This window comes from Collimonas sp. (assembly GCF_035566555.1).
Classification (GTDB): Bacteria; Pseudomonadota; Gammaproteobacteria; order Burkholderiales; family Burkholderiaceae_D; genus Collimonas.
This window is the reverse complement of the sequence record NZ_DATMRB010000176.1, coordinates 1-17,811: the sequence shown is the minus strand read 5'-3', so window position 1 is coordinate 17,811 and position 17,811 is coordinate 1. Positions and strand designations below refer to the sequence as shown.

Below are 17,811 nucleotides of genomic sequence, written 5' to 3'. Positions count from 1 at the left end.
GACAAGGTTCAAGCTTCACCACTTACTTGTATAGCAGCAGCTATATAGTCCCCCCAAGCAATCAACCGAAATTGCTTTCGATAAAGCCATTCTTTTTGACGACCCGGTCCAGGTCTATCATGGTCGACAACAATTCTTTGATGCGTCCCAGCGGCACCGCATTGGGGCCGTCCGATTTGGCTTCCGCCGGATTCGGATGGGTTTCCATGAACACGCCCGAGACGCCCACGGCGATGGCGGCACGCGCCAGCACCGGCACGAACTCGCGCTGGCCGCCCGAGGTGCTGCCCTGGCCGCCGGGCAGTTGCACCGAATGGGTGGCGTCGAATACCACCGGGCAACCGGTTTCGCGCATGATCGCCAGCGAGCGCATGTCGGACACCAGGTTGTTGTAGCCGAACGAGGCGCCGCGTTCGCAGGCCATGAAATTATCTTCGTCCAGGCCGGCTTCGCGCGCTGCAGCGCGGGCCTTGGCGATGACGTTGATCATGTCGTGCGGCGCCAGGAACTGGCCCTTCTTGATATTCACCGGCTTGCCGGACTGCGCGCAAGCGTTGATGAAATCGGTCTGGCGGCACAGGAAGGCCGGCGTCTGCAAGACATCGACCACCGCTGCCACCGGCTTGATTTCATAGATTTCATGAATATCGGTCAGCACCGGCACGCCGATTTGCGCTTTGACTTCCGCCAGGATCTCCAACCCCTTATCCATGCCGAGACCGCGGAACGAGGAGCCGGATGAGCGGTTCGCCTTGTCGAACGACGATTTGTAGATGAAATTGATGCCCAGCTCGCTGGTGATCTCTTTCAGTTTCCCGGCGGTGTCGAGCGCCATCTGGCGCGATTCGATCACGCACGGACCGGCGATCAGGAAAAACGGCTGATCCAGGCCGATGTCAAAGCCACAAAGTTTCATGTTCTTTCCTTACGCTGCAGTTGCAGTATTAGCTTGCTTGTGCGCCAGCGCAGCCTTGATGAACGAAATAAACAGCGGATGGCCGTCGCGCGGAGTCGACTTGAATTCCGGGTGATACTGGACGCCGACATACCAAGGGTGGGCGTTGTCGCCGGTACGCGGCAGTTCCATGATTTCACACAGGTCTTCGGTCGGGGTACGGGCCGACACCACCAGACCGGCCGCTTCGATGCGCTCCAGGTAATGGTTGTTGGCTTCGTAGCGATGGCGATGGCGTTCGGTCACGGTCGGGCCGTAGATTTCCGCGGCCAGGGTATCCGGCTTGATATCGCAGGTCTGCGCGCCCAGGCGCATGGTGCCGCCCAGGTCGGAGTTGACGTCGCGCAACTCTACCTTGCCGTCGTGGTTTTGCCATTCGGTGATCAGGGCGACCACAGGCTGGTCGGTCTGGGCATCGAATTCGGTCGAATTGGCGTGCGGCAGGCCAGCCTTGTTGCGGGCATATTCCAGCAACGCGACCTGCATGCCGAGGCAGATGCCGAGGTAAGGAATCTTGTGTTCGCGGGCGAAACGGGCTGCGGCAATCTTGCCTTCCACGCCGCGCTTGCCGAAACCGCCAGGCACCAGGATCGCATCGTACTTGGCCAGCGGACCGGTGCCAGTCGCTTCGATTTCTTCCGAATCCAGGTATTCGATGTTGACCCGGCTGCCGGTATGGATGCCAGCGTGGCGCAAGGCTTCCGTCAGCGATTTGTACGATTCGGTCAGGTCGACGTATTTGCCGACCATGCCGATGGTGACTTCGTAAGTCGGGTTTTCCAGCGCGTGCACCAGCTTGGTCCAGACCGAAAGGTCGGCCGGCTTCGGCGACAGGCCCAGCTTTTCGCAGACGATCGCGTCCAGGCCCTGGTCGTGCAGCATTTGCGGAATCTTGTAGATGGTGTCGGCGTCCCACACCGAAATCACGGCGTCGCCCTGGACATTGGAGAACAGCGAAATCTTGGCCCGTTCATCGTCAGGAATCGGACGGTCGGCGCGGCACAGCAAGGCATCCGGCGAAATACCGATTTCGCGCAGTTTCTGCACGCTGTGCTGGGTCGGCTTGGTCTTCAGCTCACCGGCCGACACCAGGTAAGGCACCAGGGTCAGATGGACGAAAGCCGCTGCCTTGCGGCCGGCGCGCAGGCTCAGCTGGCGCGCCGCTTCCAGGAATGGCAGGGATTCGATATCGCCGACGGTGCCGCCGATTTCCACCAGCGCCACGTCGAAGCCTTCGGCGCCGCGGTAGATGTAATCCTGGATTTCGTTGGTGATGTGCGGAATGACTTGCACCGTCTTGCCCAGGTACTCGCCGCGGCGTTCCTTGCGGATCACCGATTCGTAGATCTGGCCAGTGGTGAAGTTATTCACCTTCTTCATCTTGGCCGTAATGAAGCGCTCATAGTGGCCGAGGTCGAGATCGGTCTCTGCGCCATCGTCGGTCACAAACACTTCGCCGTGCTGGAACGGGCTCATGGTGCCTGGATCGACGTTGATGTACGGATCGAGTTTAAGAAGGGTGACTTTAAGACCGCGTGATTCTAAAATCGCGGCGAGTGAGGCGGCTGCAATCCCTTTACCAAGGGATGAGACAACGCCACCGGTAACAAATACAAACTTAGTCATTACAGAAGGTGCCGAACGGCACATGCGGGAAATTCGAATTATACATCAAACAGCGCCCCCGACAGCCGCCGCTGCGCGGAAAAATACTGCCTGTTGTGTTTCACCATCGGCAAGCGGCCGCTTGGCTGCCTGCATGAAATTGCGCTTCATGTAATAATTCCCGGCTTCGGCCCCCGGGCCTGTCGATTCCTCTCCATTCCCCCATTCGAACGTGCTTATCTTGCCTCTCCTCCAATCAAGTGTTGCGCCGATGCTGCGCGTTCTGCCTTTATGAGCCAGCTGTTCGGCGATATGCCGGAAGACGACGGCCTGCCCGGCGCAGCACGGCGGGTCGCCATTATCGTCATGATCCTGGGCACCAGCATGACCGTGCTGGACGGTTCCATCGTCAATGTCGCGCTGCCGATGATCGCGCGCAGCCTGAATGTCGATCCGGCTGCCGCAGTCTGGATCGCCAACGCGTATATCCTGGCCGGCGCCATGACCATGGTGGCGTTCGCCTCGATCGGCGAGGTGTTCGGCTTCCGCCGGCTATACATGAGCGGCATCCTGGTGTTCACCCTGGCGTCGCTCGGTTGCGCCCTGGCGCCGTCGCTGGCGGTCCTCAACGGCATGCGCTTCCTGCAAGGGCTGGGCGGCGCTGCCGCCATGAGCATCGGACCGGCCTTGTACCGCAACATCTTCCCGACCCGGCTGCTGGGCACGGCGCTGGGCGTCAATGCACTGGTGGTGGCCTCCTCCACCGCCGCCGGGCCGGCCATCGGCGGCCTGATGCTGTCGGTGCTGAGCTGGCCCTGGCTGTTCGCCGTCAACGTGCCGATCGGGATTGTCACCTTGCTGCTGGCGCGGCGCGTACTGCCGCGCGACCCTGGCCGCGGCGGCAAGTTCGACGCCACCGGCGCGCTGTTGTCGGCGGTCGCACTCGGCACTTTCGTGATGGCGGTGGACGGCTTGTCGCGCCACGACAGCTGGAGCAAGGAACTGCTGTTAGGCGGCACTGCACTGATCGCGATCGTTTTGTTTATTATCCGACAACGGAAATATTCCGCACCGCTGCTGCCGCTTGATATTTTTGCATCGCCGCGCTTTTCAATGGCGGTCGCCACCTCGCTCTGCTCCTTCGTCGGCCAGGGGATTGCCTTTATTGCATTGCCATTCCTGTTCCAGGGCGCCTACGGCTTCACGCCGCTGCTCTCCGCTGCCCTCTTCACACCCTGGCCTGTGGCGATCGCCATCACGGCGCCGATTGCCGGCCGCCTGGCCGACCGCTACTCGGCGGCGTTGCTGTCAACCTGCGGCCTGCTGGTGCTGACCACCGGCCTGGCGCTGCTGGCCTGTCTCGGCGAACACGCTTCCATCCCGGATATTTTATGGCGCGCCTTCGTCTGCGGACTCGGCTTCGGCTTCTTCCAAAGCCCCAACAACCGCGAAATGCTGAGCAACGCACCGCGCGCCCGCAGCGGCACCGCCTCCGGCGTGCTGGCGATTGCCCGCACCTTCGGCCAGTCACTGGGAGCAGCGCTGGTTGCCGTGGTGCTGGCCGCGACCAGCATCGCCCAGGCCAGCGCCAGTACTGCGCAGCTGGACGCCAGCGCAGTGCATTTGTCGCTCTGGCTTGCCGCCAGTGCAACCTTGCTTGCCACCATCATCAGCGCCTTGCGTATCCGCCACGGGCGTGTACAGGAAACTTCCGTCTAAGAGGTTTCCTGAGCCACTCTGTCTGAAACTGACAGAATTGTCATATTAGCGACAGCATCAGGTACCGCAGCAGGATTTAAAGTGTCCTCACACTGCCCGCTGCCGCCTGAATCTCATTTCCAACTTAGGCGGCCCGGACGTTTCCATCCGATGTTCCGAACGTCAGCCTAATCAGACTCATGAATTTCTCACCCCCCTCAAGAAATCTCTCCGGCGCTATTCTGGCTGCCGCGGTAGCGCTAGCATTGGCCGGCTGCGCAGTCGGTCCAGACTACGTGCGCCCGACCATGGATGTGCCCGCCCACTATAAAGAAAGCGGGCCATGGAAACAGGCCGAGCCGAAACAGATCGACAGCAATCACAACTGGTGGGAAGCGTATGGCGACGCCACCTTGAATACGCTGATGCAGCAAGCCAACCAGGCCAACCAGAATATCGCCCAGGCGGGAGCCCAGTATCGCCAGGCGCGTGCCGCCGCCGACGCCGCGCGCGCCGGCTTCTGGCCGACCATCGGCGCCAGCGCAGGTACCGGCCGGGCCCGCACCAACACCAATGGCCTCAACCTTGGCGACAGCTATACAGTTGGCCTGCAGGGCAGCTGGGAACCGGACGTTTGGGGCAGCGTGCGGCGCTCGGTCGAAGCCGGCGATGCCGGCACCCAGGCCAGCGCGGCCAACCTGGCGGCAGCGCGCCTCAGCATCCAGGCCACGCTGGCGCAGGACTATCTGCAATTGCGCGTCACCGACCTGCTGAAAGACTTGTATGCGCGCACCACGGCGGCCTATGCCCGCTCGCTCAAGCTGACGCAAAGCCAGTATGCCGTCGGCGTCGCGCTGCGCTCCGATGTGGCGCTGGCGGAAAGCCAGCTGAAGACTGCCGAGGCGCAAGCCATTGACTTGCAGGCGCAACGCAGCCAGCTGGAGCATGCCATCGCCATCCTGACCGGCCAGGCGCCGGCCGGATTCACGCTGGCGGCAACCGCAGCCGATCCGCAAATGGCGGCCAAGATGCAGGCGAGCTTGCCGGCGATTCCAGCCGGACTGCCGTCGGACCTGCTGGAACGGCGGCCGGACATCGCCAACGCTGAACGCAATGTGGCGGTGGCGAACGCCAATATCGGCGTCGCCAAGGCCGCTTATTTCCCGGCGCTGACGCTGAGCGCCAGCGGCGGCTTCAATAGCGCCAGCCTGGCGCAATGGTTCGATACGCCAAGCCGGGTCTGGTCGCTGGGCGCGGCGCTGGCCGAGACGATTTTCGACGGCGGCCTGCGCCGCGCGCATACCGCGCAGGCAGTGGCCGTCTATGACGCTGCCGTCGCCCAATATAAGCAAACCGTGCTGGGCGGCTTCCAGGAAGTCGAAGACAACCTGGCGACGCTGAACGTGCTCGACCAGGAATCGGTAGCCCAAGGCCAGGCCGTGAAAGCCTCGCAGCTGGCTGAACAGCTGGCGCTCAGCCAGTACCGCGCCGGCACCGCTACCTACCTGACAGTAGTTACAGCACAGACGCTGGCGCTGAGCAACGAACGCACGCTGGTGCAGCTGGTGGGACGCCAGCTGGTCGCGAGCGTAGCGCTGGTCAAGGCGGTCGGCGGCGGCTGGGATGCTTCCCAGCTGAGCCAGCCTGACAACGCCGCGCAAGCAAACAACAACAATACTGCCAATTAATTTTCCGAGCCGACAACATGACCACCACACTTTCCAAAACCCGTTCCACGCTGCTGATCACCGCCGCGATACTGGTCCTGATCGGCGCTGCCGGCTGGAGCCTGAGCCACAAGGCTGACGCCGCCGCGCCGCCCGCTGCCGCCACCAGTGCCGTCTCGGTGAGCACCACCACCGTCAAGCAACAGGACATGCCGATGTACCTGACCGGCGTCGGCACCGTCACCTCGAATGCCAGCGTGACGGTCAAGGCGCGCATCGACGGCCAGCTCGACAAGGTCGGCTTCGTCGAAGGACAGGATGTGAAAGCCGGCCAGCTGCTGGCGCAGCTCGACCCGCGCACTTTGCAGGCGCAGCTGGAGCAGGCCATAGCGCAAAAAGCCAAGGACCAGGCGACACTGGTCAACGCCAGGCTGGACCTGCAACGCTACACCACGCTGGTGCAGCAAGACGCCGCCACCCAACAGACGCTGGACACGCAAAAGGCCTTGGTCAACCAGCTGCAAGCCGCAGTGCAATCCGACGACGCCCAGATCAACTACGCCAAGGTGCAGCTCAGCTTTACCAGCATCCTGGCGCCGATCAGCGGCCGCGTCGGCGCGCGCCTGGTCGACCCCGGCAATATCGTCCACGCCGCCGACACCAACGGCCTGGTGGTGATCAACCAGATCGATCCGATCGCGGTGGTGTTCACGCTGCCGGAAGAAAGCTTCCAGAGCATCAACAACGCCCTGCACGGCAGCCAGAAGCCGCTCAGCGTGCAGACCTTCCCGCGCAACAGCGACACCATGCTGTCCCAGGGTAATCTGACGCTGCTCAACAATCAGATCGACACCACCAGCGGCACGGTGCAGCTGAAAGGGCTGTTCCAGAATCCCTCGCATGTACTGTGGCCGGGGCAATACGTCAACGTGCGGCTGGTGCTGGGCGACCGTAAACAGGCGCTGACGGTGCCGGCGGCGGCAGTGCAGCGCAGCCAGGACGGTACTTACGCGTATGTCATCAAGGCCGACGGCACAGCGCAGATCCAGACCATCCAGGTCGCCAATATCCAGGACGGTATCGCCATCATCGACAAGGGCCTGAGTGCGGGACAACGGGTAGTGGTCGACGGCCAGTACAAGCTCAAGCCCGGCATCAAGGTCGTCGAAGATACGTCGGCAGCCGCCAACGCTTCCAGCGCGGCGGCTAAGGCTACGACGGCGGGAGCAGGCAAGTGAGCATTTCCGCTACCTTCATCAAACGCCCTATCGGCACCACCCTGCTCGCCATCGCGATTTTCCTGGTGGGCGCCGCGGTCTGGCCCCTGCTGCCGGTCGCGCCGCTGCCGCAGGTCGATTTCCCGACCATCCAGGTCTCCGCCAACCTGCCGGGCGGCAGCCCTGAAACCATGGCGTCGAGCGTGGCGCAACCGCTGGAACGACAGTTCTCGCTGATTGCCGGCTTGTCGCAAATGACCTCCAGCAGCTCGCTCGGCTCTACGCAAATCACGCTGCAGTTCGACCTCAACCGCAACATCGACGCCGCTGCGCTCGACGTCCAGGCGGCCATTACCGCTGCCAGCGGCCAGTTGCCGGCCAACCTGCCGAGCCCGCCGACTTTCCGCAAGGTCAACCCGGCCGACTCGCCTATCCTGGTGATCGCAGTGCAATCGGATGCCTTGCCGCTGATCCAGGTGAATGATTTCGCCGACAACATCCTGGCGCAGCAGATTTCGCAGATTCCCGGGGTTGGCCTGGTGAATATCGGCGGCGTGCAGAAACCGTCGGTGCGGATCCAGGTCGATCCGACCAAGCTGACGGCGATGGGCATGAATCTGGAAGACATTCGGGGCGTGATCGCCAACACCACCGTCAACCAGCCGAAAGGGACGGTCGACGGCGCCAAGCAAAGCTTCACCGTGTATACCAATGACCAGCTGCTGAGCGCGGAGCCATGGAACGACATGGTGCTGGCCTACAAGAACGGCGCGCCGATCCGCGTGCGCGACATCGGCGTCGCCGTCGATGCCGCAGAAAACGTCAAGGTCGCCGGCTGGGCCTACGCCGGCGCCGCAGCGCCCGCCGGCAACACCATCATCAACGGCCGCTCTATCGTGCTGGCCGTGACCAAGCAGCCGGGTGCCAACGTCATCGAAACCGTCGACCGCATCAAGGCCGCCATGCCGCGCCTGCAGGCTGCGATCCCGCCAACCGTGCATATCAACACCCTGATCGACCGCACCCAGACCATCCGCGCTTCGGTGGCCGACGTCGAATTCACGCTGGTGCTGACCATCGCCCTGGTGGTGCTGGTGATCTTCCTGTTCCTACGCAACGTGCCGGCCACCCTGATCCCTAGCGTGACGGTGCCGCTGGCGCTGCTCGGCACCGCCGGCGTCATGTATCTGCTGGGCTTCAGCCTGGATAACCTGTCGCTCATGGCCCTTACCATCGCGGTCGGCTTCGTGGTCGACGACGCTATCGTCATGCTGGAAAACATCTACCGCTACGTGGAAGAAGGCATGACGCCGATGGAAGCGGCCTACAAGGGAGCCGGAGAAATCGGCTTCACCATCATTTCGATCTCGGTTTCGCTAGTGGCCGTATTCATTCCGCTGCTGCTGATGGGCGGCATCGTCGGCCGCCTGTTCCGTGAATTTGCCATCACCGTGACACTGACGATTGCGGTCTCGGTGGTGATTTCGCTGACGCTGACGCCGATGCTCTGCTCGCGCTTCCTGAAACCGCATTCCGCCGAATCGCATGGCCGCATGTACCAGATGTTCGAGCGCGGTTTCGACGCCATGCTGAACGGCTACAAGCGCGGCTTGAACGTGGTATTGCGCCACCAGTTCATCACTCTGATGGTGTTCTTCGCCACCATGGCGGCCACCGTGGTGCTGTTCATCGTGATTCCAAAGGGCTTCTTCCCGCAGCAGGATACCGGTTTCGTCTACGGCTTTGCCGAATCGGCGCAGGACTCGTCGTTCACCGCGATGAACAAGCACATGCTGGCGCTGGCCGACATCGTGCGCAAGGATCCGGATGTCACCGGTTTCGGCATGAGCGGCGGCCAGAACACCTTCAATACAGGCAACTTCTTCATCAGCCTGAAACCGAAAGACGAAGGACGCACCGCCAGCGCCGACGAAGTGATCACCCGCCTGCGGCCGCAGCTGGCCAAGGTGCAGGGCGTCAACCTGTTCCTCCAGGCTGGCCAGGATATCAACGTCGGCGGCCGTCTCTCGCGTACCCAATATCAGTACACCTTGACCGACTCCAACCTGGACGAACTGAACGTCTGGGCGCCGAAACTGATGACCCGCTTCCGCCAGCTGCCGGAGCTGACCGATGTCGCTTCCGACCAGCAGAATGCCGCGGCATCCGCCAGCCTGACCATCGACCGCGCGCGCGCTTCCAGTTTCGGCATCACGCCGGCGCTGATCGACTCCACCATCTACGACGCCATCGGCCAGCGCCAGGTAGCCCAGTACTTCACCCAGATCAACAGCTACCACGTGATCCTGGAAGTGACGCCCAAGCTGCAGCAGGACCCTGACCTGTTCAACAAGCTTTACCTGACCTCCCCCGTGACCGGCCAGCAGGTGCCGCTGTCGACCTTCGTCACCATCGACACCAACAAGACGTCCTATCTGTCGATCAGCCACCAGGGCCAGTTCCCGGCAGTGACGATTTCCTTCAACCTGGCGCCAGGCGTGGCGCTGGGCGAAGCGGTCGATGCCATCAACAAGGCGCAGAACCAGATGGGTATCCCGCCGACCCTGACCGGGGCTTTTCAGGGCACTGCCAAGGCCTTCGGCGACTCGCTGTCGTCGCAGCCTTACCTGATCGCCGCAGCTCTCGTTGCTGTGTATATTGTGCTGGGCCTGCTGTATGAAAGCTACATCCATCCGCTGACGATTCTGTCGACTTTGCCGTCCGCCGGAGTCGGCGCCCTGCTGATCCTGATGATGGGCGGTTATGACTTGAGCGTGATTGCGCTGATCGGCATCATCCTGCTGATCGGCATCGTCAAGAAAAACGGCATCATGATGATCGACTTCGCCCTGACCGCCGAGCGACAGCACGGCATGAAACCGGAGGAAGCCATCTACCAGGCTTGCCTGTTGCGCTTCCGGCCGATCATGATGACCACCATGTGCGCACTGCTGAGCGGCTTGCCGCTGATGCTGGGGCACGGCGCCGGTTCGGAACTGCGCCGGCCGCTAGGCTACGCCATGGTCGGCGGCCTGATCCTGTCCCAGGCGCTGACCTTGTTCACCACGCCGGTGGTCTACCTGTACCTGGACCGCGCCCACTATTGGTATGAACGCCGCAAGGAAGCGCGTAAGGCGCGCAAGGCGGCGCGTCAGGCTGGAACAACAGCTGCAAGCGCGCCAGTCGTGATAGATTCGAAATAATCAAAACAGAAATTGCTCAATCCTGCACGGCGCCGTATCGCTGGCGCCGGCAGGACAGAACAGGAGACCGGCAGCACATGAAGATCCTGATCGTCGAAGATGAACTGAAGACCGCCGATTATTTATGCAAGGGGCTGACCGAGCAAGGCTGCGCGGTCGATGTCGCCCATGACGGCGTTGACGGCCAGCACCTGGCCTTGCAGCACGATTACGATGTGATCGTGCTGGACGTCATGCTGCCCGGCGTCGATGGCTTTTCAGTCCTGCACGCGCTGCGTGAAATCAAGCAGACCCCGGTCATCATGCTGACCGCGCGCGACCGCGTGGAAGACCGCATCAAAGGCTTGCAGGGCGGCGCCGACGATTACCTGGTCAAGCCGTTTTCGTTCCTTGAACTGCTGGCGCGCCTGCAGGCGCTGACCCGGCGCGGCCGCGCGCTGGAGCCGGCGCAGCTGCGCATCGCCGATCTGCAAATCGACCTCATCAGCCGCAAGGCGTATCGCGCCAATGTCCGCATCGATCTCACCGCCAAGGAATTTTCCCTGCTGGCGGTGCTGGCGCGGCGGCAAGGCGAAATCCTGTCGAAGACGGCGATCGCCGAACTGGTGTGGGACATGAATTTCGACAGCAACACCAATGTAGTGGAAGTCGCCATCAAGCGCTTGCGCGCCAAGATCGACGCGCCGTTCAGCCTCAAGCTGCTGCATACCATACGCGGCATGGGTTATGTGCTGGAACCGCGCGAGCCGCGCGAAGCGCCGCATCACGAGAGCATCGAATGAGGCGCTCCATCAAGGTCCGCCTGGTGGCGATGTTTGCGCTGGCCGCACTGCTGATTTTCTCCCTGATCGGCAGCGCTCTGTACGGCGTGCTGCAGCGCGAACTGGCGCGCCATCAGCACGATGAGCTGAACACCCGCTTTCTCGATACCCAGTACATGATCCAGCATAACGGCGATCCCGCCCGCTGGCCGCGGGTGCAGGCCAAACTGGATACGCTGACGCCGGCCGACGGCAGTTTCCGCTACTGGGTGCTGAGCGACGACCCGCGTTTCCAGTACGGCAAAGACCTGGCCGACATCGAAAGGATAGACCGCAATCCCGACGGCATGGGTAACCTGACTTTGCGCGGCCGCGAATACCCGCTACACACCTTGACCAAGGCCCTGCCGGCATTCGAGCAACGGCCTGCGGTCAGGCTGATCGTGGCAGTGGATGCGGCGCCTTACATGCATACCCTGCACGCCTTCATGAGCGCGCTGGTCGGCCTGTCGCTGCTGGGCGTGTTTCTGGTGATGCTGCTCGGCTACTGGATTGCGCTGGTGGGACTGCGGCCTCTGAAGCAGTTGTCCAGCGCGGCGCAGTCGCTGGGACCGAGGACGCTGTCGCAGCGCTTGCAGATCGCGCCGCTGCCGGGCGAACTGTCGGATCTTACCGGCGCTTTCAACGGCGTGCTGGAGCGCATGGAAGGCGCCTACAACCAGCTGGAAGCATTCAATGCCGATGTCGCCCACGAACTGCGCACGCCGCTGGCCAACCTGATCGGCGAGACCCAGGTCGCCCTGTCGCGCCAGCGCACCGCGCCGCAATTCGAAGAAGTGCTGCAATCCAACCTGGAAGAACTGGAACGCCTGCGTTCCATCATCAACGACATGCTGTTCCTGGCGCGCGCCGACCAGGGCGAAGCTGCCACCAGCCTGGTGCGCACCTTGATCGCGCAGGAAATCAACAAGACCGTGGAGTTCTTTGAATTCGTGCTGGATGAGTCGAAGATGACCGTCAAGGTGGCTGGCGATATCGACGCCGAAGCGTCGATCGAAACTTCGCTGTTCAAGCGCGCCATGAGCAATCTGCTGCATAACGCGATCCAGCATTCGATTCCGGGGGCGGCCATTGTCGTTACCATCACGCAGCAGCCGGCAGCGATCGGGATCGCCGTCTCCAACCCCGGTCAGCCGATCGCCGAGAATCATTTGCCGCGGCTGTTCGACCGCTTCTATCGGGTCGACGCTGCCCGCAACGATAAAGACCAAAGCCAGCTGCACGGTCACGGCCTCGGGCTGGCGATCGTCAAGGCGATCGCCAAGATGCACGGCGGCGGCGTGTTTGCCGACAGCGTGGCAGGCGTGACGACCATCGGCTTCAGCATTCCAGCCACAACTGTTGCGGCGCAATGAAACGGCTTGCCTGAGCGACAACGGTTGCCGGATACAAGCCGGCAATCGGTCAATGGATTGGTGCGTGGAAAGGTACTGCCGAAAAAACCGTGCGGAATGATACTAAGGATAGAGGCGAGCCTTGTCTGCGGCACTTGCAGGAAATGGCTGTGGCTGCTTCGTTCCCGACCTGACCAGGTTGACCACGCCACAATGCGCAGGGGCCCGCCAGGGTGAATTGTACCGCATTGCGTCATTGCTGGCAGCGCTTTTTACAGCTTTTTGGCAGGCGCTGCCATTTTCCGCGCTATTTATATAAAGCGTATCCTGCAAATCCGGATTTACAGGCCCAGCTCCTGCCAGATCTGGTCGACCCGTAGCTTCACCTCGTCCGTCATGCTGATGGTGCGGCCCCACTCGCGGCTGGTTTCCCCCGGCCACTTGTTGGTGGCGTCTATCCCCATCTTGCTGCCGAGGCCGCTCACCGGCGAAGCGAAGTCGAGATAATCGATCGGCGTGTTATCCACGATCGTGGTGTCGCGGATCGGATCGACACGGGTGGTGATAGCCCAGATCACTTCATTCCAGTCGCGGATATTCACGTCCTCGTCGACCACCACGATGAACTTGGTATACATGAACTGGCGCAGGAAGCTCCAGACGCCGAACATCACCCGCTTGGCATGGCCGGCGTAAGCCTTTTTCATCTGCACCACCGCCATGCGGTAACTGCAGCCTTCCGGCGGCAGATAGAAATCGGTGATTTCCGAAAACTGCTTTTGCAGCAAAGGGATGAACACTTCGTTCAACGCCACACCCAGCACTGCCGGCTCGTCCGGCGGCTTGCCTGTATACGTAGAGTGATAGATGGGCGACTTGCGCATCGTGATGCGGTCGATCGTGAATACCGGGAACCAGTCCTGCTCATTATAGTAGCCGGTGTGGTCGCCGTAAGGTCCCTCCAGCGCCATCTCGTAACCGGACGGATGCGAGGGGTCGGGATTGATATGCCCTTCCAGCACGATCTCGGCCGAAGCCGGCACCCGCAGCTCGCTGCCGATTGCCTTGACCAGCTCGGTGCGGCTGCCGCGCAGCAGGCCGGCGAACTGGTATTCGGACAGGCTGTCCGGCACCGGCGTCACCGCACCTAATATAGTAGCGGGATCGGCGCCCAGCGCTATCGCCACCGGATACGGCTTGCCGCCGGTGGCGATCGCGTGCTCGCGGAAATCCAGCGCGCCGCCGCGATGCGCCAGCCAGCGCATGATGACCTTGTTGCGGCCCAGCACCTGCTGGCGGTAGATGCCGAGGTTCTGGCGCTTCTTGTGCGGTCCTTTGGTGATCACCAGGCCCCATGTGATCAGCGGCGCGACGTCGCCCGGCCAGCAGTGCTGGATCGGCAGCTTCGCCAGGTCGACATCGTTGCCTTCCCAGACGATGTCCTGGCATGGCGCCGAGCGCTGCTCCTTGGGCGCCATGTCCCACAAGGATTTCACCAGCGTGCCGAGGCCGAGGATATCTTTAAAACCCTTGGGCGGCTCCGGTTCTTTCAAGCTCGCCAGCACGTGGCCGATGCGCCGCAATTCGCTGACGTCGTCGGCTCCCATGCCAAGCGCCACGCGGCGCGGCGTACCGAACAGATTGCCTAGCACAGGTATCGAATGTCCTGTCGGATTTTCAAAAAGCAGCGCCGGACCGCCGGCGCGCAAGGTGCGATCGCAGATCTCCGTCATCTCCAAATAGGGCGAAATCGGCGCTGAAATCCGTTTTAGCTCGCCAATTTGTTCCAATTTGACAATAAAATCACGCAAATCTGAGTATTTCATGGATTCTTACAATCTTTATGAGTATTAATTAAACAATTAAGGCTTTCCCGCGAAGTGCTTGATTTTATTGGCTCGCAGCGGTAAACCGGGATATTCTTTATACATAAAAGTTATGTATTTTGTTTTTTATAGTATTGACTTGATATAAACCGCCCCCTACAATGCGCCCAGCTTGAAGAAGCCGCAACGCCCGAAAAGCGTTTTCAGGACGGCTCTCAATACTCACGGGATCGGGGTCCCATATGACATTTTAAGGAGTGTTTTCAAAAGGCGTCAGCCTTCTCCCCCGAACAAGTTGTTTGCCTGTAGCCGGCGCGCTCTACTGCGGCCGATAGTTCCAAAGCTACTTAAGCGCAGACAACAACGACGTAACGGCACACCGCAGCCAAATGCGATGCCTTGCGATATTGATTACGGTGCACGCAGCATTCGGTAGATCCGCTCCAGCTTTAATCAGGAGCCTGCATGCGCCGCGACGATTCAGGAGGTTCAATTGTTAGCAAGATCTACCAGAGCACTACCCGGTTGGGCGACGCTCGACCAAGCAAAGAAATTCGGCATGCAATCCGTTAACGGCGTGTTTTACGCGCGCCACACCGTCGGCGGCATCATCGCCACCACGCGCATCACCGTACTGTTCAGCGCCATGCTGGCCATCATCGGCTTCACCACCATGCTGGTGAAACCCGATCTGGCCCTCAAGCTGCAAAGCCTGCCGCTGTTCGCCAGCAGCGCGCCGCAGCCGACAGCACCGCAAGCGGCCGTGCCAGCCGTGACAATGCAGGCAGCCGTTCCGGCGGCCGGCAAGAATATCGCCAGCCTGACCGTGCCGGCGCCAAGCGCCAACATGAATCACCTGCTGCACATGGATGGCCTGGCCAGCCGTGCCGCCAAACCGATGGACAGCGCACGCCAGCAGCAATGGGTCACCAGCTGGCTGTCCAAGCGCTATCGCGTGGCCGGCGACGCCACCAACATGTTCGTGACCACGGCCTACAAGACCGCCCGTGAAACCAAGCTGGATCCGCTCCTGATCCTGGCTGTGATGGCGATCGAGTCCGGCCTGAATCCGTTTGCCGAAAGCCCGGTTGGCGCACAAGGCCTGATGCAGGTCATGTCGAAGGTGCATGAAGACAAGTTCGAAAGCATGGGCGGCATCAAGGCCGCGCTGAATCCGACCGCCAACATCAAGGTCGGCTCCATGATCCTGAAAGACTATGTGACCCAGGGCGGCTCGGTCGAAGCAGGCCTGAAGCGCTATGTCGGCGCTGCGGCTTTTGCCAATGACGGCGGCTACGGCTACAAGGTGCTGGCTGAATATCGCCGCCTGCAAGACGTCGCCACCGGCAAGAACGTGCCGTCAACCGGTTCGACAGCGCCAATCGCCACGCCGAAGGCGCGGCCGATACAAGCCGTGGCGCCTGCCGATGCCGCAAGCCCGACACCGGCCGAAGCTGCGGTGACGGTGCCGGATGCTATCGAACATCGCATCCAGCAATCGGACAATCAGCTCAATCCGCTGCCTCTGACCTGAGCACCCGCGCGACCGCAAGCCTCGGCTTGCGCAGCGCAGAACAGGCCCGCCTCTTCACCAGGCGGGCTTTTTTTCGTACTCCGCATCGCCGCGCCTTGAACGATCGCGCCCGCCAGCTTGAAAATCCCGGCAGCGCATGTATGAATTGACATGACCCTGACATTACCCAGGTCGATACTTGGCAGAATACTCCTTATATATCAATTACTTACACCAAGATATATATATTTCCACAAGGAAGTATTTACAGTCTCCGTCAATTTTTACAAAGATCATTCATCGTGAAAAAAAACTTCTCTACCGTCATCCTGCTCGCCAGTCTCATGGCGTCTTCCACAGCCTTCGCAGCAGGTCAGCCTGCCCCAGCCGAAAATGCCAGCGGTCCGTTCATCGGCGCCGGCATCGGCTACGCGATCGGTGATCGTGCGGATGCGCCGGCAGGCGGCCAGGCATCCAGCGACAAGGCCGCATTCAACCTCTACGGCGGCTACAACATCAATGAGAATTTCGGCGTCAAGCTGGGCTACCGGAATTTCGGCAAGGCGACCATATCGCCCGCAGTCCTGCCAGGCGGGACTGCCAGGACCCAGGGCGTCAGCCTTTCCGCGGTGGGCTCCTATGCTATCGCTCCAGACTGGGCGCTGGTCGGCGAGGCTGGTGTCATGCGCTATACAATCAGGCACAGCGGCACAACTTCCAACGGCAAAGGCAACAAATTCTTCGGCGCCCTCGGCGTCAAGTATTCCTTGGATAAAAACATTGACCTGATTGCAGACTACACACGCTATGGCAAGGTTGGCCTGAACTTTGACGACCGTCAACTGAAGCTGGATACGCTCGGCCTCAACTTGCAATATCGCTTCTAAAGACTTTCTGGCGACAACAAAAAAGGGGACTGGCGCAAAGCCTGGTCCCCTTTTTGCACATCAGGCAACCCGGGCCTATTCGCCGAGATAGGCCGCCTTCACCTTAGGATCGTCCAGCATGTCCCTGGCGTTGCCGCTCATGGTCACCAGGCCGGAATCCATCACGTAGGCACGGTGTGCCGCTTCCAGCGCCAGCTTGGCGTTCTGTTCGACCAGCAGGATGGTGATGCCCTGCGCAGAAACGCTGCGGATCACTTCAAAGATCTTTTCCACCATGATCGGCGACAAGCCCATCGACGGCTCATCCAGCAGCAGCAACTTGGGATGGCTCATCAGTGCACGCGCCATCGCCAGCATCTGCTGTTCGCCGCCGGACAAGGTGCCGGCCATCTGCGCGGCACGCTCTTTCAGGCGCGGGAAGACGGTAAACCACTTGTCGATATCGGCCGCGATGCCAGCCTTGTCGTCACGCGTGTAGGCGCCCATCAGCAGGTTTTCCTGGATGCTCATGCGGGTGAACACGCCACGCCCTTCCGGCACCATGGCCAGCTTTTGCTTGACCAGGCTGAACGAAGTCATGCCCTTGGTGTGTTCGCCCAGGTAGTGCATCTCGCCCTCGACTTTACACTGCGGCAAAGTCCCGGTGATGGCTTTCAGGGTGGTGGTCTTGCCGGCGCCGTTGGCGCCGATCAGCGTCACCAGTTCGCCATCGTTGACCTCTAGGTTGATACCCTTGACCGCCTGGATGCCGCCGTAGGCGACTTTCAGGTTATCGACTTTGAGAATATTGGTTGCCATTAGTGACCACCTCCCAGGTAGGCTTCGATCACGGCCGGGTTCTTCTGGATTTCGGCCGGCAATCCTTCGGCAATCGGCTTGCCGTAGTCCAGCACTGTCAGGCGGTCGCACAAGCCCATCATCAGCTTGACATCATGTTCAATCAGCAAAATGGTCTTTCCTTCATTCTTGATTTTCACCAGCAGCTCGCGCAGCGCCAGTTTCTCTGTAGCGTTCATGCCGGCGGCAGGCTCGTCCAGCGCCAGCAGCTGCGGATCGGTCGCCAGCGCGCGGGCAATTTCCAGGCG

General features: G+C 61.2%; 12 protein-coding genes, 1 other RNA gene and 1 pseudogene. 8 read left to right on the top strand and 6 right to left on the bottom strand.

Going from position 1 to position 17,811, the window contains the following annotated elements; translation table 11 throughout:
* Nucleotides 1-61 precede the first annotated feature (61 nt).
* Both kdsA and VNZ65_RS22330 read right to left on the bottom strand, forming a co-directional pair.
* Nucleotides 62-916 (bottom strand): 3-deoxy-8-phosphooctulonate synthase, encoded by an 855-nt coding sequence (kdsA, locus tag VNZ65_RS22335; protein ID WP_061942417.1) that lies wholly within the window; start codon nucleotides 914-916, stop codon nucleotides 62-64.
* 9 nt (nucleotides 917-925) lie between these two features.
* Nucleotides 926-2,581: a CTP synthase gene (locus tag VNZ65_RS22330; protein WP_325672990.1), complete on the bottom strand. Its 1,656-nt coding sequence runs from the start codon at nucleotides 2,579-2,581 to the stop codon at nucleotides 926-928.
* Between the two features lie 270 nt (nucleotides 2,582-2,851).
* On the opposite strand from VNZ65_RS22330, the gene VNZ65_RS22325 reads away from it, so the two are divergent.
* From VNZ65_RS22325 to VNZ65_RS22300, 6 genes are all read left to right on the top strand, one after another.
* Complete coding sequence (locus tag VNZ65_RS22325; protein WP_325672989.1) at nucleotides 2,852-4,279, top strand: MFS transporter; 1,428 nt, start codon at nucleotides 2,852-2,854, stop codon at nucleotides 4,277-4,279.
* A 179-nt stretch (nucleotides 4,280-4,458) separates the two neighbouring features.
* On the top strand, nucleotides 4,459-5,946 hold the full coding sequence (locus VNZ65_RS22320; protein WP_325672987.1) for an efflux transporter outer membrane subunit: 1,488 nt from the start codon (nucleotides 4,459-4,461) through the stop codon (nucleotides 5,944-5,946).
* A gap of 17 nt (nucleotides 5,947-5,963) precedes the next feature.
* A complete protein-coding gene (locus VNZ65_RS22315; RefSeq protein WP_325672985.1) occupies nucleotides 5,964-7,163 on the top strand; it encodes an efflux RND transporter periplasmic adaptor subunit in 1,200 nt (399 codons plus the stop codon).
* The gene (locus VNZ65_RS22310; RefSeq protein ID WP_325672983.1) at nucleotides 7,160-10,345 is read left to right on the top strand and encodes an efflux RND transporter permease subunit; all 3,186 of its coding nucleotides are present in this window, start codon (nucleotides 7,160-7,162) and stop codon (nucleotides 10,343-10,345) included. Before VNZ65_RS22315 ends, VNZ65_RS22310 begins: the two co-directional genes overlap by 4 nt.
* 77 nt (nucleotides 10,346-10,422) lie before the next feature.
* The gene (locus VNZ65_RS22305; protein ID WP_325672981.1) at nucleotides 10,423-11,127 is read left to right on the top strand and encodes a heavy metal response regulator transcription factor; all 705 of its coding nucleotides are present in this window, start codon (nucleotides 10,423-10,425) and stop codon (nucleotides 11,125-11,127) included.
* The gene (locus tag VNZ65_RS22300; protein WP_325672979.1) at nucleotides 11,124-12,521 is read left to right on the top strand and encodes a heavy metal sensor histidine kinase; all 1,398 of its coding nucleotides are present in this window, start codon (nucleotides 11,124-11,126) and stop codon (nucleotides 12,519-12,521) included. Before VNZ65_RS22305 ends, VNZ65_RS22300 begins: the two co-directional genes overlap by 4 nt.
* Before the next feature lie 110 nt (nucleotides 12,522-12,631).
* Here the strand turns inward: VNZ65_RS22300 and ffs are convergent.
* Nucleotides 12,632-12,730, bottom strand: an RNA gene (gene ffs / locus VNZ65_RS22295) — signal recognition particle sRNA small type.
* 111 nt (nucleotides 12,731-12,841) lie between these two features.
* Nucleotides 12,842-14,326 (bottom strand): 4-hydroxy-3-polyprenylbenzoate decarboxylase, encoded by a 1,485-nt coding sequence (ubiD, locus tag VNZ65_RS22290; RefSeq protein WP_325672977.1) that lies wholly within the window; start codon nucleotides 14,324-14,326, stop codon nucleotides 12,842-12,844.
* Nucleotides 14,327-14,885: 559 nt separating this feature from the next.
* Between ubiD and VNZ65_RS22285 the strand changes: the two genes are divergently transcribed.
* On the top strand, nucleotides 14,886-15,860 hold the full coding sequence (locus tag VNZ65_RS22285; protein ID WP_325672975.1) for a lytic transglycosylase domain-containing protein: 975 nt from the start codon (nucleotides 14,886-14,888) through the stop codon (nucleotides 15,858-15,860).
* Between the two features lie 281 nt (nucleotides 15,861-16,141).
* The gene (locus tag VNZ65_RS22280; RefSeq protein WP_325672973.1) at nucleotides 16,142-16,726 is read left to right on the top strand and encodes an outer membrane beta-barrel protein; all 585 of its coding nucleotides are present in this window, start codon (nucleotides 16,142-16,144) and stop codon (nucleotides 16,724-16,726) included.
* 75 nt (nucleotides 16,727-16,801) lie between these two features.
* On the opposite strand, the gene VNZ65_RS22275 is transcribed toward VNZ65_RS22280, so the two are convergent.
* Nucleotides 16,802-17,524: an ABC transporter ATP-binding protein gene (locus VNZ65_RS22275; protein WP_325672971.1), complete on the bottom strand. Its 723-nt coding sequence runs from the start codon at nucleotides 17,522-17,524 to the stop codon at nucleotides 16,802-16,804.
* Nucleotides 17,524-17,811: pseudogene (locus VNZ65_RS22270) on the bottom strand (ABC transporter ATP-binding protein); the annotation flags it as partial. The gene VNZ65_RS22275 and the pseudogene VNZ65_RS22270, both read right to left, overlap by 1 nt.